This window comes from Aeromicrobium sp. WCS2018Hpa-31, assembly GCF_031843905.1.
Taxonomy (GTDB): domain Bacteria; phylum Actinomycetota; class Actinomycetes; order Propionibacteriales; family Nocardioidaceae; genus Aeromicrobium.
Map to the genome: position 1 here is coordinate 183,547 of NZ_JAVTJF010000010.1, position 17,480 is coordinate 201,026.

17 protein-coding genes are annotated in these 17,480 nt (G+C 72.9%); 12 read left to right on the forward strand and 5 right to left on the reverse strand.

The window, feature by feature from the left end; all coding sequences use genetic code 11:
- Positions 1–30: 30 nt before the first annotated feature.
- Genes RQG84_RS14440 through RQG84_RS14455 form a run of 4 tightly spaced genes read left to right on the forward strand, consistent with a single transcriptional unit; the run spans position 31 to position 5,102 of the window.
- Complete coding sequence (locus RQG84_RS14440; protein ID WP_311210564.1) at positions 31–2,733, forward strand: GNAT family N-acetyltransferase; 2,703 nt, start codon at positions 31–33, stop codon at positions 2,731–2,733.
- The gene (locus tag RQG84_RS14445) at positions 2,733–3,305 is read left to right on the forward strand and encodes a DUF5998 family protein (RefSeq protein ID WP_311210565.1); all 573 of its coding nucleotides are present in this window, start codon (positions 2,733–2,735) and stop codon (positions 3,303–3,305) included. The genes RQG84_RS14440 and RQG84_RS14445 overlap by 1 nt, the downstream gene beginning before the upstream one ends.
- Positions 3,302–4,411 carry an alkaline phosphatase family protein gene (locus RQG84_RS14450; RefSeq protein WP_311210566.1) on the forward strand — a complete coding sequence of 370 codons (1,110 nt, stop codon included), beginning with the start codon at positions 3,302–3,304 and terminating at the stop codon, positions 4,409–4,411. Before RQG84_RS14445 ends, RQG84_RS14450 begins: the two co-directional genes overlap by 4 nt.
- Before the next feature lie 37 nt (positions 4,412–4,448).
- Positions 4,449–5,102 carry a thymidine kinase gene (locus RQG84_RS14455; RefSeq protein WP_311210567.1) on the forward strand — a complete coding sequence of 218 codons (654 nt, stop codon included), beginning with the start codon at positions 4,449–4,451 and terminating at the stop codon, positions 5,100–5,102.
- A gap of 23 nt (positions 5,103–5,125) precedes the next feature.
- Here RQG84_RS14455 and sepH read toward each other — a convergent pair whose 3' ends face one another.
- Positions 5,126–6,124, reverse strand: coding sequence for a septation protein SepH (gene sepH / locus RQG84_RS14460; RefSeq protein ID WP_311210568.1), 999 nt, complete (start codon positions 6,122–6,124; stop codon positions 5,126–5,128).
- Positions 6,125–6,256: 132 nt separating this feature from the next.
- Here sepH and RQG84_RS14465 point away from each other — a divergent pair, with 132 nt between their 5' ends.
- Positions 6,257–6,877, forward strand: a complete 621-nt coding sequence (locus tag RQG84_RS14465) for a trimeric intracellular cation channel family protein (RefSeq protein WP_156364782.1) — start codon at positions 6,257–6,259, stop codon at positions 6,875–6,877.
- 18 nt (positions 6,878–6,895) lie between these two features.
- Here the strand turns inward: RQG84_RS14465 and RQG84_RS14470 are convergent, their stop codons facing one another.
- Positions 6,896–10,318, reverse strand: a complete 3,423-nt coding sequence (locus RQG84_RS14470; protein WP_311210569.1) for a bifunctional proline dehydrogenase/L-glutamate gamma-semialdehyde dehydrogenase — start codon at positions 10,316–10,318, stop codon at positions 6,896–6,898.
- A 13-nt stretch (positions 10,319–10,331) separates the two neighbouring features.
- Positions 10,332–11,651 (reverse strand): MFS transporter, encoded by a 1,320-nt coding sequence (locus RQG84_RS14475; RefSeq protein WP_311210570.1) that lies wholly within the window; start codon positions 11,649–11,651, stop codon positions 10,332–10,334.
- A 104-nt stretch (positions 11,652–11,755) separates the two neighbouring features.
- On the opposite strand from RQG84_RS14475, the gene RQG84_RS14480 reads away from it, so the two are divergent.
- The 3 genes from RQG84_RS14480 to RQG84_RS14490 all read left to right on the forward strand — a co-directional run bounded on the left by RQG84_RS14480 (position 11,756) and on the right by RQG84_RS14490 (position 13,993).
- Complete coding sequence (locus RQG84_RS14480; RefSeq protein WP_056578629.1) at positions 11,756–12,808, forward strand: ferrochelatase; 1,053 nt, start codon at positions 11,756–11,758, stop codon at positions 12,806–12,808.
- Positions 12,805–13,629, forward strand: coding sequence for an inositol monophosphatase family protein (locus RQG84_RS14485; RefSeq protein ID WP_311210571.1), 825 nt, complete (start codon positions 12,805–12,807; stop codon positions 13,627–13,629). The genes RQG84_RS14480 and RQG84_RS14485 overlap by 4 nt, the downstream gene beginning before the upstream one ends.
- 64 nt (positions 13,630–13,693) lie before the next feature.
- On the forward strand, positions 13,694–13,993 hold the full coding sequence (locus RQG84_RS14490) for a DUF4193 domain-containing protein (protein WP_055967866.1): 300 nt from the start codon (positions 13,694–13,696) through the stop codon (positions 13,991–13,993).
- Between the two features lie 18 nt (positions 13,994–14,011).
- On the opposite strand, the gene RQG84_RS14495 is transcribed toward RQG84_RS14490, so the two are convergent.
- Together RQG84_RS14495 and RQG84_RS14500 are read right to left on the reverse strand one after the other, a co-directional pair.
- Entirely contained in the window at positions 14,012–14,488 is a 477-nt protein-coding gene (locus tag RQG84_RS14495; protein ID WP_311210572.1) for a DUF4235 domain-containing protein, read from the reverse strand.
- 5 nt (positions 14,489–14,493) lie between these two features.
- Positions 14,494–15,018: a DUF3093 domain-containing protein gene (locus RQG84_RS14500; RefSeq protein ID WP_311210573.1), complete on the reverse strand. Its 525-nt coding sequence runs from the start codon at positions 15,016–15,018 to the stop codon at positions 14,494–14,496.
- 51 nt (positions 15,019–15,069) lie between these two features.
- On the opposite strand from RQG84_RS14500, the gene dut reads away from it, so the two are divergent.
- The 4 genes from dut to RQG84_RS14520 are packed head-to-tail and all read left to right on the forward strand — an operon-like array spanning position 15,070 to position 17,250.
- On the forward strand, positions 15,070–15,528 hold the full coding sequence (gene dut, locus RQG84_RS14505) for a dUTP diphosphatase (RefSeq protein WP_311210574.1): 459 nt from the start codon (positions 15,070–15,072) through the stop codon (positions 15,526–15,528).
- Entirely contained in the window at positions 15,525–16,187 is a 663-nt protein-coding gene (locus RQG84_RS14510) for a DUF3710 domain-containing protein (protein WP_311210575.1), read from the forward strand. Before dut ends, RQG84_RS14510 begins: the two co-directional genes overlap by 4 nt.
- Before the next feature lie 23 nt (positions 16,188–16,210).
- Positions 16,211–16,567: an OB-fold nucleic acid binding domain-containing protein gene (locus RQG84_RS14515; protein ID WP_055967880.1), complete on the forward strand. Its 357-nt coding sequence runs from the start codon at positions 16,211–16,213 to the stop codon at positions 16,565–16,567.
- Positions 16,564–17,250 (forward strand): DUF3159 domain-containing protein, encoded by a 687-nt coding sequence (locus tag RQG84_RS14520; protein ID WP_311210576.1) that lies wholly within the window; start codon positions 16,564–16,566, stop codon positions 17,248–17,250. The genes RQG84_RS14515 and RQG84_RS14520 overlap by 4 nt, the downstream gene beginning before the upstream one ends.
- Positions 17,251–17,480: the final 230 nt, after the last annotated feature.

Genomic DNA, 17,480 nt, shown 5'->3' on the forward strand with positions numbered 1-17,480 from the left:
GCGGGCGCCGGCACGGGGTAGGTTGGGCGCGTGACGCAGGACGCCTCGACGACGCCGGCCGACCGTGCCCGGGTGTGGGAGGCGGACGTCCTGCTCAAGGACGGCCGCGTCGCCCAGCTCCGGCCCATCACCCCCGAGGACACCGAAGCCTTCGTCGCCTTCTACTCGCGCGTCTCCGACGAGTCCAAGTACTACCGGTTCTTCGCCCCCTACCCCACGTTGTCCGATCGCGACGTCGCGCGCTTCACGCACGTCGACCTCGACCGTCGGGTCGCCTTCGTGCTGACACTGCACGACACGATCATCGGCGTCGGACGCTACGACGCGATCAGCGACGACGTGGCCGAGGTGGCCTTCCTCGTGGAGGACGCCCACCAGGGCCGTGGCGTGGGCCAGCTCCTGCTCGAGCACCTCGCCCAGGCGGGCCGCGAACGTGGGCTCACCAAGTTCACCGCGGACGTGCTGCCGAGCAACAACCGCATGCTGCAGGTCTTCCGCGAGATGGGCTACTCCGTCGAGGGCGTCGTCGAGGACGGCGTCCAGCAGCTGTCGTTCCGCATCGATCCGACCGACTCGGCCGTGGGGGTCATGCGCTCGCGCGAGCAGCGCGCCGAGGCCGCGTCCATCGAACGGATCTTCGCGGCCCGCAGCATCGCCGTCGTGGGAGCCAGCCGGCGCCAGCGGTCGATCGGCCAGACCGTGGTGCGCAACCTCGTCCTCGGCGATTACCAGGGCAGCGTCTACGCCGTGAACAGCCAGGCCGAGGCGGTCTCGGGGCTGCCCGCGTTCAAGAGCGTCAAGGACATCCCGCACGAGGTCGACCTGGCCATCGTGGCCGTCCCGGCCGACTCGGTGAACGACGTCGTCCGCGACTGCGCGGCGAAGGGCGTGCACGGGCTGGTGGTCATCTCGGCCGGGTTCGCCGAGGAGGGCGCCGAGGGACGTCAGCGCCAGCGGACGCTGCTCGACCTCTCCCGCACGTACGGTCTGCGCCTCGTCGGTCCCAACTGCCTCGGTGTCATCAACACGGCCCCCGGCGTGCAGCTGAACGCCTCCCTCTCCACGGCCATGCCGCCCCAGGGGCGCGTCGGCTTCTTCTGCCAGTCCGGTGCCCTCGGCACGGCGATCCTGGAGTCGGTGTCGCGACGTGGCCTCGGCCTCTCGACGTTCGTCTCGGCGGGCAACCGTGCCGACGTCTCCGGCAACGACCTCCTCCAGTACTGGCAGGAGGACGACGACACCGAGGTCGTCCTCCTCTACCTCGAGTCCATCGGCAACCCGCGCAAGTTCTCGCGGATCGCTCGCCGGGTCTCGGAGTCCAAGCCCATCGTCGCGGTGAAGTCGGGCCGCTCCACCCAGGGCGTGCCCGTGGGGCACGCGGTCAAGCGCAGCACGGCGCCGCAGGCCGCGGTCGACGCGATGTTCCGGCAGGCCGGCGTGGTCCAGGTCGACACGCTCGAGGAGATGTTCGACGTCGCGCAGCTCGTGGCCCACCAGCCGCTGCCGCGCGGCAACCGGATCTGCGTCGTGGGCAACTCCGACGCCATGGGCCTGCTCGTGGCCGACGCCGCGACCGCGACCGGCCTGCAGGTCGCGGACTCGGTGCCCCTGGGCGCCGACGCCGGCGCCGACGACTTCGAGGTGGCCATCGAGCACGCCCTGGCGTCCGACGACATCGACGCCCTGATGGTCGTCTACATCCCGCCGCTCAACACGTCCGGCGAGGAGGTCGCGAACGTGCTGGCCTCCATCGGCGAGCAGTCCGACAAGCCGATCGTCTCGACGTTCCTCGGCACCGAGGGCATCCCCGAGCTGCTCCGCGTGCCCGACGTCCAGGGTGGCTCCGCGGGCCGCGGCTCGGTGCCGTCGTACCCGGCACCGGAGTCGGCCGTGCGTGCCCTCGCCCGTGTGGTCACCTACGCGGAGTGGGCGGCTCGGGACCACGGGGAGTTCCGCGCCCACGACGACTTCCGCACCGGCGACGCCCGCGCTCTCGTGCGCGACGTGCTGGCGCACGCGCCGCGAGGCGCGATCCTCTCGACGGAGCAGGTGCACGCGCTCCTGGCCTGCTACGGGATCGACCTGTGGACGTGGATCAACGTCCACGACCCGGAGGAGGCCGTCGCCGCCGCGGAGCAGCTGGGCTGGGACGTCGTGCTCAAGGCCGGCAGCGAGCACCTGCGCGCCCGCCCCGACCTCGCGCACATCTGGCGCGGTATCCAAGACCGTGCCGACATGTTCGAGGCGTGGGACCAGCTGACGTCCTGGCCGGGCATGCGCGCCGACACCCGCTTCTTCGTCCAGCGTTCCGCCCCCGACGGCATCCCGCTGTCGTTCACGGTCACCGAGGACGCCCTGTTCGGTCCGCTGGTCTCCTTCGGCCTCGCCGGCGCCTCGAGCGAGCTCCTGGGCGACCGCGCCTACGGCATCCCGCCCCTGACCGACGCCGACGCGGAGTCGATGATCCGCGACCTGCGGTCCGCGCCGCTGCTGTACGGCTACCGCGGGTCCGACCCGGTCGACACACCGGCCATCCAGGACACCATCCTGCGGCTGGCGGCGCTGAAGGACGACCTGCCCGAGATCGCCGAGCTCGACCTGGAGCCCGTGCTGGTGCACGAGACCGGACTGACGGCGCTGAGCGCTCGCGCCAAGGTGGTGCCGGCCACGGACCGTCGCGAGGAGCGGTACGTGCGGCGTCTGAGCAGTCCGGTCAGGGATACGCTGGCGTGATGAGACGTGAGCGCCCCGTCGGGCCTGCCGCCGACGTGTTCCAGGAGATCGAGCGCAGCGGCTACTACCCCGAGATCGTGACGGCCGGCCTGCGTGACGCCCTGGCGGGCGAGGACGTCCTCGCCCACGTGGTCCACCACGAACCGACGTTCGAGCGCGACGAGATCCGTCGGCACATGACGGTGCTCGTGATGACGCCGTCGCGGGTCGTGCTCGTGCACACCGACGAGCACCCGCCCGACGACCTCCTGCCGCGTCCCTACACCTCCACCACGAGCGAGGCCGTGTCGATCCACCGGATCCGGTCGGTGGTCGTGACCCGCATGGTCGCCACGTCCGGCACCCTCGAGGAGGCCGTGGTCACCATCGGGTGGGGGGCCGTGTCGCACCTGGACCTCGAGCCCGCCCAGTGCAGCGACCCGGACTGCGAGGCCGACCACGGGTACACCGGCAACCTGACCGGCGACGACTTCTCGTTGCGCCTGAGCGCGGCGGCCGACGGCGGCGTGGCCGTCGAGCGGCTCCTGGTGTTCGCCCGTCAGCTGTCCGCCGCCACGACCGGGGCGGCGTGACCGCGCCAGGTCCGCGAGGTCGACACGGGCTGCACGAGGTCCTCACGTCTGCCGGCGCAGTCGTCGGCGGCGGGCGCGCCGGTCTGGTCGACACCCTCGGGCTCCCGGCCGCTGCGCGCTACGTCGTGCTGCTGGTCGACGGCATGGGGGAGGAGCTCCTGCGCGAGCACGCCCACCTCGCACCCTTCCTGTCGTCACTGCCGTCCGTCCCCGACGTGGTGTGCGGTGTCCCGTCCACGACCGTCACGAGCCTCACGTCGCTCGGCACGGGACTTCGCGCCGGAGCGCACGGTGTCGTCGGCTACACCTCGCGCGTGCCGGAGACCGGGCGACGTCTCAACGCCCTGGCCTGGGACCAGGACGTCGACGCGCTGCAGTGGCAGCGCCACCCCACCGTCCTGCAGCGGCTCCACGAGGCGGGTGTCAACGCCGGGAGCGTCAACGAGGCACGCTTCGAGGGCACGGGGCTGACGCTGTGCAGCCAGCGAGGCGCACCCTTCCACGGCGTCAGCTCCATCTGGGAGCGGCTCGACGTGGTGGCCGAGGTGGTCGAGGACGCCGCGAGCTCGGTGGTCTACGCCTACGAGTCCCGCCTCGACCACGCCGGTCACGCGCACGGCTGCACGTCGCAGGAGTGGCGCGACGTCCTCACGACCGTCGACCGTGAGACGGGCCAGCTGCGCGACCTGCTCCCGCCCGACACGGTGCTCCTCGTGACCGCGGACCACGGCATGCTCGACCTCCCCGCGGAGGGGCGCTTCGACGTCAGCACGACGCCCGCGCTCCTCGAGGGTGTGGACCTGCTGGCGGGCGAGGCGCGCTTCCGGCACCTGTACACCGCCCGCCACGACCGCGAGGCCGTCGCGGCCCGGTGGCGGGACTTCTGCGGGGAGCGCGCCGACGTGCGCACCCGCGACGAGCTCGACGACTGGTTCGGTCCCATCGACCCGGCCGTCGCGGGCCGCATCGGCGACGTGGTGATCGCCGCCCTCGGCGACTTCGCCGTCTTCAGCACCGACGACTTCCCGCACGAGATGCGCATGAAGGGCTTCCACGGATCGGTCAGCGAGGCCGAGCTACGCGTCCCCGTGCTCCTCGCGACCTGAGCACCGTGACGGGCAGCGCCGCTGGCAGGATGGTCCCGTGGCCGAGCTGACCTTCTACTCCGGGACGATGGACTGCGGGAAGAGCACCCTCGCCCTGCAGCTCGACCACAACCACCGGGCCCGCGGACGGGTGGGGCGGGTCTTCACGTCGCACGACCGCGCGGGTCAGGCGACGCTCTCGAGCCGGCTCGGCCTGGCGGTCCCGGCGACGGAGGTCGACGACTCCCTGCACTTCTGGGAGCACGTCGTGACCGAGCTGACCCAGGGTGGGCGCATCGACTACCTCGTGTGCGACGAGGCGCAGTTCTACACGCGCGACCAGGTCGAACAGCTGGCCAAGATCGCCGACGAGCTCGACATCGACGTCTTCTGCTTCGGCATCCTGACGGACTTCCGCACGCGCATGTTCGACGGATCGGCCCGGCTCGTGGAGCTGGCCGACCGCATGCTGCCGCTCCAGGTCGAGGCACTCTGCTGGTGCGGTGAACGGGCGACCCACAACGCGCGCACCGAGGACGGGGAGATGGTCACCGAGGGTGAGGTGATCGTGGTCGGGGACGTCGACGACCCCGAGCGGCCGCGGCCATCGGTGGGGTACGAGGTCCTCTGCCGGCGTCACCACCGACGGCGCATGACCGCGGCCTCGGCGAAGGCCGCAGCCTTGTCACCCGACGTGCTCCCGTTCCCCTAGGAGCGCTCGGCCGACGCCAGGCCTCAGTCGGGCCGGCCGCCGAACATGATCTCGTCCCAGCTGGGCACCCGCCGACGCTCGGGGCGCTTCTTGCGTGGGGCGACGGTGTCGGGGACGGCCACGTGGCCCTCCTCCTCGTCGAGGTCCTCGTCAACCTCGTGGTGCGCCTCGGCGGGCTCCTGGTCGGTGCTGTCGGACGGGTGCTGCTCCTGAGGGGCGATGTCCTCGGTGAGGGACAGCTGCTCCATCGCGCGCCGGTCGCGGGCCTCCTTGAGAGAGTGCACCGGTGCGTGGAGCCCGGCGTCGACCTCGTGGCGAGGTGCGTCGTCGCTCGGCGCGACGGGCTCGGCGGAGCGGGTCTCGTCCGCGGCGGGCGGTGCAGGACGGTCCTCGTCGGGGCGCAGGGCGTCGGCGATGGCCATGTCGGAGGCCTCCGGCGGAGCGACGTCGCCCACGAGCCGGCGAGCGGTCTCGTCGTCGGGGACGACGTACCGGCTCTTGGCGTCGTAGCAGAAGGTGGCCGGCTCGAGCGCGCTGGGCGCGAGCACCTGGACGGTCCAGCGACCGTCCTCGCGGCGCCAGGCGTCCCAGCTGACGTCCTCGGGGACGCCGCCGTCTCCGGCCACGCTCTCGTCGACCGCGGACCCGAGCAGGACGCCCGGTCCGGTGGCGTGCCGACGGCGGATGGTGGTGGAGCGCGCCTGCTCGGCCACGTAGGCACGCTCGGCGAGCACCGGGGTGGCGAACCCCTCGATCTGCTCGGTCGGCACACCGGCCGACTCGGCGACCTGGTCGGGACTCTCCCCGCGCCGGATCCTGGCCTGGATGTCGCGGGGGCTGAGCGTGCTTTCCATCGTGATCTCCATCTGGCCGTGTGCGCGGCCGCGGGCACGGGGGGAGGCGTCGACGAGTGCGGCGAGCCGTCGATCGATCGGGACGCGGAACAGCTCGGGACGGCCGGCTTCGCGCAGGACGAGGAAACGTCCGTCGTCGCTGAGCCGATCGGGGCCGAGTTCGCGCATCGAGCGTCCTCCCACTGGTTGCTCCGTCATCCTAGGCTCCGTCCCCGGCCAAACCGTGGCGACACGCGTGCCCAGAGGACTCGGCCGACGACTGGGAAGCCGACCTGCCGCGGCGTGTCCTAGGGTCGATCCGTGCCTGACGTGTGGATCGTGACGCTCGACCTGGTGGGCATCGCCGTGTTCGCCTGCACCGGCGCCATCGTGGCGGTGCGCAAGGAGCTCGACGTGTTCGGCGCGTCGGTCCTCGGACTGGTCACCGGGCTCGGCGGCGGCGTGCTCCGCGACGTCCTCATCGGCGACGTCCCGCCGGCGGCCCTCCTGGACTGGCGCTACCTCGTCGTGCCTGCCGTGGCCTCCGTCGTGGTGTTCGCCTTCCACCCGGTGTTCGGGCGCCGCGAGTCGCAGATCGCCGTCCTCGACGCGGTGGGTGCGGCGCTGTTCTGCGTCGCGGGCGGCGTCAAGGCGGCCGAGGCCGGTCTCGGGGTGCTGCCCGCCGCGCTCCTGGGGATGGTCACGGCCATCGGAGGGGGCATCCTGCGCGACGTGCTCGCCGGACGGGTGCCCGTGATCTTCCGCGAGGAGCTCTACGCCACCCCGGCGTTCACCGGCGCGTTGGTGGCCGTGCTGGCCCATCGCGCCGACCTCGGGTGGTGGGCGTACGTGTCGGCCGGGGCCCTGTGCGTCGTGTGGCGGCTGCTCGCCCTCTGGCGCGGGTGGCGAGCGCCGCTGCCACCGGGCCTCGCGCGCGGCTGACGTCGGAACTCGCCCTGATCAGTGGCGGGGCAGCACGCGGTCGAACGCCGGGTCGTGGTTGCCGAAGCGGTGCGTGGTGATGGTGACCGACTGCTCGCGCAGGAACGGCAGGAGCTCGACCCGTCCGGACCAGGTGACCTCGCCCGCGTGGACGGCGACGTCCGGATCGCCCTCGACGGCGGCGGCGAGCTCGCGTGCGAGCGGGCTCAGCAGGCGCACCCGCCCGGGACGGTCCCGCGACATGCGGTCCAGCCAGTCGGCGTCGTCCTCGACGACCTGCCCGGGTGCGAGGCCGTCGGGCACGGCCACCGGCGTGGACACCGTGACCGAGGCGCCGGCGCGGAGCCCGGCGAGGACGACCCGAGCGGTCGTGAGCAGGTCGCCGTCACCGCGCACGTGGACCGAGGTCGGTCGGTAGCGGAAGACGTTCCGCTCGACGCCGAGCCCGCTGACGTCCTTCTCGCGGCCGAACTCGCGCTGCCAGGCCAGCTCGTCGGAGCGGGCGGCCGCGGCGAGCTGCGCGGCGTCGGACTGGAGCAGGTGCGGCGTCACCGACGCGAGCGCGGAGGCCACCGGGGCCGAGAGCTCGACGTCGTCGGGGACGTGACGCAGCGGTCGGCGCGTCCAGGTGCCCAGGTGGGTCAGGTAGTTGGGTCCGCCGGCCTTGCTGGAGGCGCCGACGCTCGACCTCTTCCAGCCGCCGAACGGCTGGCGCTGCACGATCGCGCCGGTGATCCCGCGGTTCACGTAGAGGTTGCCCGCCTCCACGGTGTCGATCCAGCGATTGACCTCGTCGGGGTCGAGCGAGTGGATGCCGGCCGTGAGCCCGAAGTCGGTGGCGTTCTGCCAGGCGATCGCCTCGTCGAGGTCGGCGGCGTGCATGAGTCCGAGGACGGGGCCGAAGTACTCGGTGCGGTGGTAGGTGCTGCCGGGGGCCACGCCCACCTTCACCCCGGGGGACCAGAGTCGACCGGTGGGGTCGAGACGACGCGGCTGGACGATCCACTCCTCACCGTCGTCGAGGAACGTCAGCGCGTCGAGCAGCTTGCCCGAGGGCGCCTCGACGACCGGGCCGACCGAGACGTCGGGATCGTCGGGCCACCCGACCTTGAGCGAGGTCACGGCGTCGACGAGCTGGCGACGGAAGCGCTCGGAGGTGGCGACGGAGCCGACCAGGATGCCGAGGCTCGCCGCCGAGCACTTCTGCCCGGCGTGCCCGAAGGCGCTCTTCACGAGGTCGCCGACGGCCAGGTCGAGGTCGGCGCTGGGGGTGACGACGAGGGCGTTCTTGCCACTCGTCTCGGCGAGGAGCGGCAGGTCAGGTCGCCACGAGCGGAACAGGGCCGCCGTCTCCCAGGAGCCGGTGAGGATCAACCGGTCGACCGCGGGGTGGGACACGAGGGACTTGCTCAGCTCTCCTTCGTCCATGCTCACGTAGCGCAGCACCTCGCGCGGCACGCCGCCCTGCCACAGCGCCTCCACCATGACGGCTGCGCACCGGGGGCTCTGCGGAGCCGGCTTGATCACCACCGCGCTGCCGGCGGCGAGGGCCGACAGCACCGAGCCGCACGGGATCGCGACGGGGAAGTTCCACGGCGGGGTGACGACCGTCAGGCCGACCGGGTGGAACGAGGCGCCGTCGACGACCTCGAGGCGACGCGCCGCCTCGGCGTAGTAGTGCGCGAAGTCGATGGCCTCGCTGACCTCGACGTCGGCCTCGGCGATCGTCTTGCCGGTCTCGGCGGCCATGACGGCGACCAGGTCGCCCCGTCGGGTCTCGAGCGCCCCGGCGGCCTGGTGGAGGATCCAGGCCCGGACCTCGGCCCCACGGGCGGACCAGGCGGTCGCGGCGGTCCGAGCACCCCGCACGAGGGTCTCGAGGGAGGCCGGGCCGTGCACGCGGCTCGACTCGATCGTGGAGATCCCGAGCTGGGTGTACGTGGACCGGGACAGTGCCTGCCGGCCCCACACCCGGTTCCCGGCCGTGGACGGGTCCGTGTCGGGGGTGTTGGAGAAGCCGTCGGTGTGCGCGTGCACGTGGTGGTCGGTGGCGTCGGTGCGACGGTCCTGGACCCGGTGCGGAGGGGGCACGGTCTCGTCGAGCGCCTTCACGGAGGCGAGGAAGCGCCCCGCCTCGCTGTCGAAGGCCGAGGGGTCGTCGGCCAGGTCGAACGCGGCCGACATGAAGTTCTCCGAGCTGGCGTTCTCCTCGAGCCGGCGGACCAGGTAGGAGATCGCGACGTCGAACTCGTCGGGGTGCACCACGGGCGTGTAGAGCAGGAGTGCGCCGACGTCGGCGCGCACCGACGCGACGGGACCGGAGTCCATGCCGAGCAGCATCTCGAAGTCGACGCCGTCGCGCACGGACCGCTCGCCGGCGAGCAGCCAGGCGTAGGCGACGTCGAAGAGGTTCTGCCCGGCCACGCCGATCCGCACGGCGTCGACGCGCTCGGGGGTGAGGGCCCACCGCAGGACGCGCTTGTAGTGCGTGTCGGTCTCCTGCTTGGAGGACCACGTCGCGAGGGGCCAGCCGTGGACGGTGGCGTCGACCCGCTCCATGGCGAGGTTGGCGCCCTTGACGAGGCGCACCTTCACGGACGCGCCGCCGGCCTCCCGGCGGGCGCGGGCCCACGCCTGGATGCGCTGCATCGCCGCGAGGGCGTCGGGGAGGTAGGCCTGGAGGACGATGCCGGCCTCGAGGTCGGGGTGCTCCTCCAGGACGCGGGTGAAGACCGCGATCGTGAGGTCGAGGTCGCGGTACTCCTCCATGTCGAGGTTGATGAACGAGCCGCGTTCCGCGGCGACCTCGTACAGCGGGGCGAGGCGCTCGACCACGCGCTCCACGGTCTCGTCGAACGCCCACATGGACAGCTGGCTGGCGACGGCCGACACCTTCACGGAGACGTAGTCGACGTCGTCGCGCCGCAGGAGCTCGAGGGTGCGGTCGCGTCGGCGCACGGCCTCGCCCTCGCCGAGCACGGCCTCGCCGAGCAGGTTGAGGTTGAGCCGGTCGCCGTTCTTGCGCAGGGTCGCGATCGTGCCGCCGAGCTTGTCGGGGCGCGCGTCGGCGATGAGGTGCCCCACCATGCGGCGCAGCGTGCGTCGGGCGGTGGCGACGACCAGTGCCGGGAAGAGCAGCGAGAAGAAGGCGCCGGTGCGCAGCAGGACCCGCTGGGTCCAGGGCAGGAAGGCCGGAAGAGAGCGGGTCAGGTCCCGCAGGTTGCGGGCCGCGACGTCGGAGTCCTCGGGGCGGACGACACGGTCGACGAAGCCGATCGTGAAGTCGAGTCCGGCCGGGTCCTTGAGCAGCGTCGCGAGGCGGCGGGCGGCCGGGTCGGTCCGTCGACCACGTCCCTGCTGGGCGGTCACCCAGTGCCGGACGAGCGCGACCGCGCGCTCCTCGAGGGGGGCGTCGGGCGGCGTCTCGGCGGTAGGGCTCATCTCGGTCGACAGCCTAGTGCGCCGAGGGCCCTGGCGGGGGTGCCGGGCTCGGGGCGGCGGGGCAGCCCGGCGGGGGTGCCGGGCTCGGGGCGGCGGGGGAGCCCGGCGGGGGTGCCGGGCTCGGGGCGGCGGATGCCTGCGGGCCGGTGGAGCGGTCCGGTCGCGGCGGTGGCCGGAAGGACCACGCCACGACCGCGGCGAGGACGCCGGCCACGAGGGGGACGGCGAAGCCCGCCGAGGCGCCGAACCGGTCCACGACGGCGCCGGCGACCGCGGCGCCCGGGGCGACACCGATGGCCAGGCCGGTGCTCGTCCACGTGAGGGCCTCCGTGAGCCGCGTCGGCGGCACGTACTCCTCGACCACGCTGGTGGCGGCGATCATGGTCGGGGAGATCATGAAGCCGGTCACGAACATGCCGACGGCGAGCCAGGCGATGCTCGGCGCCAGGAGCAGCGGCGCGAACAGCAGGCCGAGGACCAGGACGGTCCAGCGCAGCCGCGCCACCGAGTCGGAGGGCGAGGGCAGCAGTCCGACCGCCACGCCGGCCAGGAGGCTCCCGGCCGCCCAGATGGCCAGCACCACCCCGGCCGCGCCCGCCGACCCCTCGGCCTCGGTGAACGCGACGACCAGCACCTCGGTCGAGCCGAAGAGCACGCCGATCCCCACCGCGGCCACCAGCACGGGGCCCAGGACGGCCCAGCCGAGGGGCGGGCGGGGTCCGTCCCCGTGCCGACCCGTCGGAGGCTCCGTGGACGTCTGGGCGGCGAGGAACCAGCTGCCCGCGACCGCGGCCGCCGTGGCCGTCGCGAGGCCCGCGACGTCGGCGACCTGCAGGGTCAGGAAGGTCACGAGCACCGGGCCGACGATGAAGACGACCTCGTCGATGACGGCCTCGATCGCGAACGCGGTCGTGAGCCGCGGACGGTCGTCGCGCAGCAGGTGGGTCCACCGTGCGCGGACGAGCGACCCGGTCTGCGGCGTGAAGACCCCGCCCACCGCGGCGGCGAGGTGCGGCCAGGGTGCGTCCACCTCGCGGGTCACGGCGAGGATCACGGCGATCATGCCGGCGGCGTAGCCGGCGCCCGCGAGCACCAGGACGCGCCGCTGACCCCACCGGTCGCTGAGCCGTCCGTGCATCGGGGCGACGACGGCGGCGGCCGCCACGTAGGCGGCGGCGACCAGCCCGGCGGCGCCGTAGCTGCCCCCGTGCTCGCGGACGAGCAGGACGAGTCCGAGCGAGGCCATCGAGAGCGGGAGGCGCGACACCAGTCCGGTCAGGCTGAACAGAGCCGCGCCGGGCAGGGCGAGGACGTGCCCGTAGGTCGACCGCACCGCGCCACCTCCTCGTCGCCGCCGGCGGGTGCCGACGCCCCCTCATTCTCGGCGCAGGCAGGCTACCCCCGGCGGGCCGGGGGCCTGCATGGGACGATGACCTCATGGATGTACGCCCCTTCGACGCCCTCCTCTACGTCTCCTTCGGCGGGCCGGAGAAGCCCGACGACGTCGTCCCGTTCCTGGAGAACGTGACCGCCGGCAAGGGCATCCCGCGCGAGCGCCTGGAGGAGGTGGGCGAGCACTACTTCCTGTTCGGTGGTCGCAGCCCGATCAACGACCTGAACCGCGACGTGATCGCGGCGCTCGAGGGCGAGCTGGCCGATCGCGACGTCGACCTGCCGGTCTATTGGGGCAACCGCAACTGGACCCCCTACCTGCGCGAGGCGCTCGAGGCGATGGTCGCCGACGGGGTCCGCCACGCCGCCTACTTCCTGACGAGCGCGTACTCGTCGTACTCGGGCTGCCGCCAGTACCGCGAGAACCTCGCCGACGCGACCGAGGGCCTCGACATCGAGCTCAGCCGGCTCCGGCTGCCGTTCAACCACCCGGGATTCATCGGCCCCTTCGTGGAGCACACGGACGCCGCCCTGGACGAGGCTCCCGACGGCACGCGGGTGGTGTTCGTGACCCACTCGATCCCTGACGCCATGAACGACGCGAGCGGTGGGCCGGGCGTGGGTGCGTACCGGTCCCAGCACCTCGAGGCGGGTCGGCTCGTCATGGAGGGTCTCGCGCCGCAGCACCGCGACGTGCCGTGGGACCTCGTGTACTGCTCCCGGTCCGGCTCGCCGCGGACCCCGTGGCTGGAGCCCGACGTCAACGACCACCTCGAGCAGCTGGCCGCCGACGGCGTCACGTCCGTCGTGGTCGTCCCGATCGGCTTCGTGTCCGACCACATGGAGGTCGTGTACGACCTCGACACCGAGGCGGCGGAGACCGCCGAGAAGCTCGGCATGAGGTTCGTCCGCGTGCCCACGCCGGGGACGCACCCCGGCTTCGTCGCGATGATCACCGACCTGCTGCAGGAGAGGGCGGCCGTCGACCGCGGCGAGTCGCCGACGCCGGCCACGCTCGGCCGGTGTGCTGCCAACCCGGTCGTGTGCGTGCCGGGCTGCTGCGCGAACCTGCGCGGCGACCGGCCCGCCCACCCGTGAGCTCGTCCGTGCTGCCGGACCGTGAGCAGCTCCTGACCCTGGCGCACGACGTCGGGCTCGAGGCGGCCGCCCTGGTGCGGCGCGAGCGGCCGGAGGGTCGCGTGGCGGTCGCGGCGACCAAGTCGAGCCCCATCGACGTGGTCACCGAGGTCGACCGGGCCAGCGAGGACCTGATCCGCGACCGCATCCTCGCTGCACGGCCCGACGACGGGTTCGTCGGTGAGGAAGGTGCCGACGTGGCCGGCACGAGCGGGGTCGACTGGGTGGTCGACCCCATCGACGGAACGGTGAACTTCGTCTACGGGATCCCCGCGTACGCGGTGTCCATCGCCGCGCGGGTCACCGACGCGACCGGCGAGCGGGTCGTCGCGGGCTTCGTGGTGAACATCGCGTCGGGGGAGCGGTGGGGTGCCGTGCTCGACGGCGGCGCCTGGCGCTGGGACGGCGACAGGCGGGTCCCGCTGCGTGCGCCGGAACCGCCGCCGCTCTCCCAGGCCCTCGTCGGGACGGGCTTCAACTACGTGCGCGAGGTCCGGGAGCACCAGGCGGCGGCCGCGGCCCGCCTGCTGCCGCACGTCAGGGACATCCGTCGGATCGGTTCGGCCGCACTCGACCTGTGCGCCCTCGCCGACGGCCGGTTGGACGCGTACGTCGAGCAGGGTCTGCACGCCTGGGACCTCGCCGCCGGCGGTCTGGTGGCTCGCGAGGCCGGTGTGCTCGTCGAGGGCCTCGACGGCCCGCCGGATCTGCGCCTCGTGATGGCGGCGCATCCTGCGCTTGCAGGGGAATACTTCGACCTCGTTCGGACTTGTGGGTTCTGACCGACGGCCGCTTGCAGCGGTGTGGAACAATCCCGTCGGTTGAACGCACACGACGGAGGGGTACATGGCTACCGACTACGACGCGCCTCGCAAGACTGACGAAGAGCAGTCCGAGGACAGCATCGAGGAGCTCAAGGCGCGTCGCCACGAGAAGAACTCGGGCAAGGTGGACGAGGACGAGGTCGAAGCGGCCGAGTCGTTCGAGCTGCCGGGTGCCGACCTCTCCCACGAGGAGCTGGCCGTCCAGGTGGTCCCGCGCAAGTCCGACGAGTTCACGTGCTCGTCGTGCTTCCTGGTGCACCACCGTTCCCAGCTCGCCGAGGAGAAGGGCGACCGGCTCATCTGCCGGGACTGCGCCTACTGACGCACCGTCCGAGCTCGCTCAGCGCGAGCGCCGACGACCAGGAGCCGGCTTCCGTGAGGAGGCCGGCTTCGCCGTTCCTCCAGCCGTCCGTGCCGCCGCCTGCGCTGCTCCGGCGACGCCACCCTTGGTGGCGCCCTTCAGGGGCTTCATGCCCGGAGGCAGGTCGCCCGTCGAGCGGACCCAGTACCCGGCCGCGCCGCGGCGCACGAGCAGCCTCACGACCTCGACGAGGGCACCTCCGATGACGGCCCAGGCGACGGCCTCGCGGGTCTCGACCTCGGGGTGTCGTCCCGCGGTCGGGGGCTTCTTGCCGGTCGCGGCCCGCCAGGCCAGCGTCGAGACCTGACGTGCCAGCAGACCCGCCGCGACGGTGGAGCCGCGGTCGAGCAACTTCCACGTGCTGCGGCTCGAGCGCGACGGTCGCCTCGCGGGCGTGGCCGACTCGAGCGTGGGGGCGGACGTGCGGGAGGTGCGGCGTCGGCGCTTGCTGGGCATGGTCGTCACCTCGGGTCGGTGCTGGTTTGGTCGGTGCTGGGCTGGTCGATGCTGGGCTGGTCGGTGCTGGCCTCGGGGCGGATCGGCCCGGCAGGGCGGCCGAGGGCCCGGGCGATCGCGGACGGATCGCGGGTCGAGACCACCCAGTAGGGCGCGGGGTCGGCCGGATCGCGGACCTCCACCTGCACGGCGGTGGAGATGTACGGCCGGACGTGCAGCCAGGCGCGGGCGTCGGCGCCGGGACCGAGCAGGGTCCGTGCACCGGACGCGTCGAGCGCCGTGACCGCACCCACGTGCTCGTGCGTCAGGTGGGCGCGCCCCACACGGAGGCCGTCGGGTCCGGCCTCGAGCACCGTCGACCCGTACGACCACAGCAGGGCACCCGTCACGACGGCCACCGCCACGGCCACGGCGACCGCGGCCGGCGGTCCTGCGACGACGAACGCCACCCAGCCCCACGCGATCGCGAAGGCCGCGACGGCGATCCACCACGCGGGGGGAGCGAGGAGTCGCTCACGACGGGTCTGCACGCTCCCAGCCTGCCGCATCCGGGCGTGGTCGGCCCGAGTAGGGTCGCGAGCATGCTCGAGATCGCGGTGCGTCGCCTCGACCCGCGGCTCCCGGCCCCGACCTATGCGCACCCGGGTGACGCGGGTGCCGACCTGCACGCCGCCGAGGATGCGACCCTCGCGCCGGGCGAGCGCGTGCTCGTGCCCACGGGCATCGCCGTGGCCCTGCCCGACGGCTTCGCGGCCTTCGTCCACCCACGGTCCGGGCTGGCCCTGCGCCACGGACTCTCCGTGGTGAACACGCCCGGGACCATCGATGCCGGCTACCGGGGCGAGATCAAGGTCCTGCTGGTCAACCACGACCTGCACGAGACCGTCCGGATCGCCCGCGGCGACCGCATCGCGCAGCTCGTGGTGCAGCGGGTCGAGCACGTGACCTTCCGCGAGGTCGAGTCACTCGAGGACACCAGCCGAGGCGCCGGGGGCTACGGCTCCACCGGAGGCCACCGATCCATGGGGGAGGACGCATGATCCGTCGACGCCGAGAGCGTGACGACCAGGCAGCGCAGACCGACGAGACGGGCACCGAGCCCGACGTCGCGTCCACGACGCCCACCGAGGAGCCGTCCGGCCCCTGGGACTCGCGAGACTTCACCGGGGAAGGCACGGGCTACATCGACCTCGGACCGCTGCGGATCCGCGGACGCATCGGCTTCCAGCTCCAGGTGCCCCAGGACGACGGCGGCAGCACCGGGTCCGTCGTCCTGGTCACGGAGGAATCAGGGCTCGAGCTGCGGGTCTTCGCCGCGCCACGCAGCGGTGGGCTGTGGGACGAGGTCCGTGGCGAGCTGCTGGCCGAGGTCGAGCGACTCGAGGGCACGGCCGAGCAGGTCGACGGACCGTTCGGTCCCGAGCTCCGCGTCCAGGTCCCCGTGAAGCTCCCCGACGGCCAGGACGGCTTCCAGCCGTCACGGATCCTCGCGGTCGAGGGGCCGCGCTGGATGCTTCGTGCGACCTTCCTCGGGTCGGCTGCGCTCGAGCCCGACGAGGACGGACTGCTCGAGCGTGCGTTCCGTGAGGTCGTCGTCGTCCGAGGTGACGAGCCGCGCCTGGTGCGTGAGGCCCTGCTCATCGAGGTGCCCGAGGGTGCGGTGGCCGAGGAGCCGCCCGGCCACGGCACCCAGGCCTGAGGTTCGCGGCCTAGGATCGAGACATGGCATCCCGACTGCGCCGCCCGATGCGCCGCGCGACCCTCGAGCAGCTCGAGGACCAGGAGCTGCAGCGCAGCGCCGACGCCGCGGGCTGCCGGTTGCTCACCGCCCAGGCCGAGAGGTCGGTCTGCTCGCTGCACGGTGAGCTGCGGTCCGTCACCACCCGCCCGGTCGCCGACGGTGCGAGCGCACTCGAGGCGCAGCTCTACGACGGTTCTGGGCAGGTCACCCTCGTGTGGCTGGGCCGGCGCCGGATCGAGGGCATCGAGCCCGGGCGACGTCTGACCGTGCACGGCCGCATCGGTCGCCGCGGCGACGCCTTCGTGCTCTACAACCCGCGCTACGAGCTGGACGCATGAGCGAGGCCGGCGCGAGCGTCGCCACCGTCGAGGAGCTGGTGCGGTCCAAGCTCTCCGAGGCGCTCGGCGGCGGGCGCGGCATCGTCGAGAGCGCCGTGCCCACGATCGTGTTCACGATCTGCTGGATCAGCACGCAGGACCTGCGGACCTCGCTCGTCGCGAGCGTCGGCGCGGCGGTCCTGCTGCTCGTGGTGCGGCTCGTCCAGCGCTCCACCGTCCAGTTCGTGCTGAACGCCCTCATCGGCATCGCCATCGCCGCCGTGTTCGCGTCGCGCAGCGGCGAGGCTCGTGACGTGTTCCTGCCCGGGATCCTCTACAACGGCGCCTACGCGGCGGTGTTCATCGTCTCGATCCTCGTGGGGTGGCCCCTCATCGGGTTCCTCATCGGCAGCCTCACCGGCGAGCCCACCGAGTGGCACGAGGACCGACAGCTCGTCCGGCTGTGCTCCCTGCTGACCTGGCTCTTCGCCGCGCCCTGCATCCTGCGGGTCGTGGTGCAGTACCCGCTGTGGGCCGGCGACCACGTGGCGCTGCTCGGCACCTCCAAGGTCGTGCTCGGCTGGCCCCTGCAGGTCGCGGCGTTCGCGGCGATGGCGTGGGTGCTCTCGCGCAACTCCACCCCGATCGAGGTCGAGTCCGAGTCCGAGGCCGAGTCTGAGCCGGAGCCGCCTGGTTCTCGGTGACGCGCTGTTCGTGGCGGCGGGGCCTCGACCTGCGGCTGCTGGGCTGTGGCGGGGCCTCGAACTGCGGCTGCGTTGCTGTGGCTCCGAGTGGACCTGCGTTCCGAAAGGGCCTCGACCGGCGGGCGGGTCCGGGCTCGGTCGGGTTCTCGGGGCGTGGCTGGGGGGACGCAGGGTTCTGCGTTCGTGCGTGAGGGGTCGAAGGATGCTGCGTTTGCTACGGGATCCCGTCG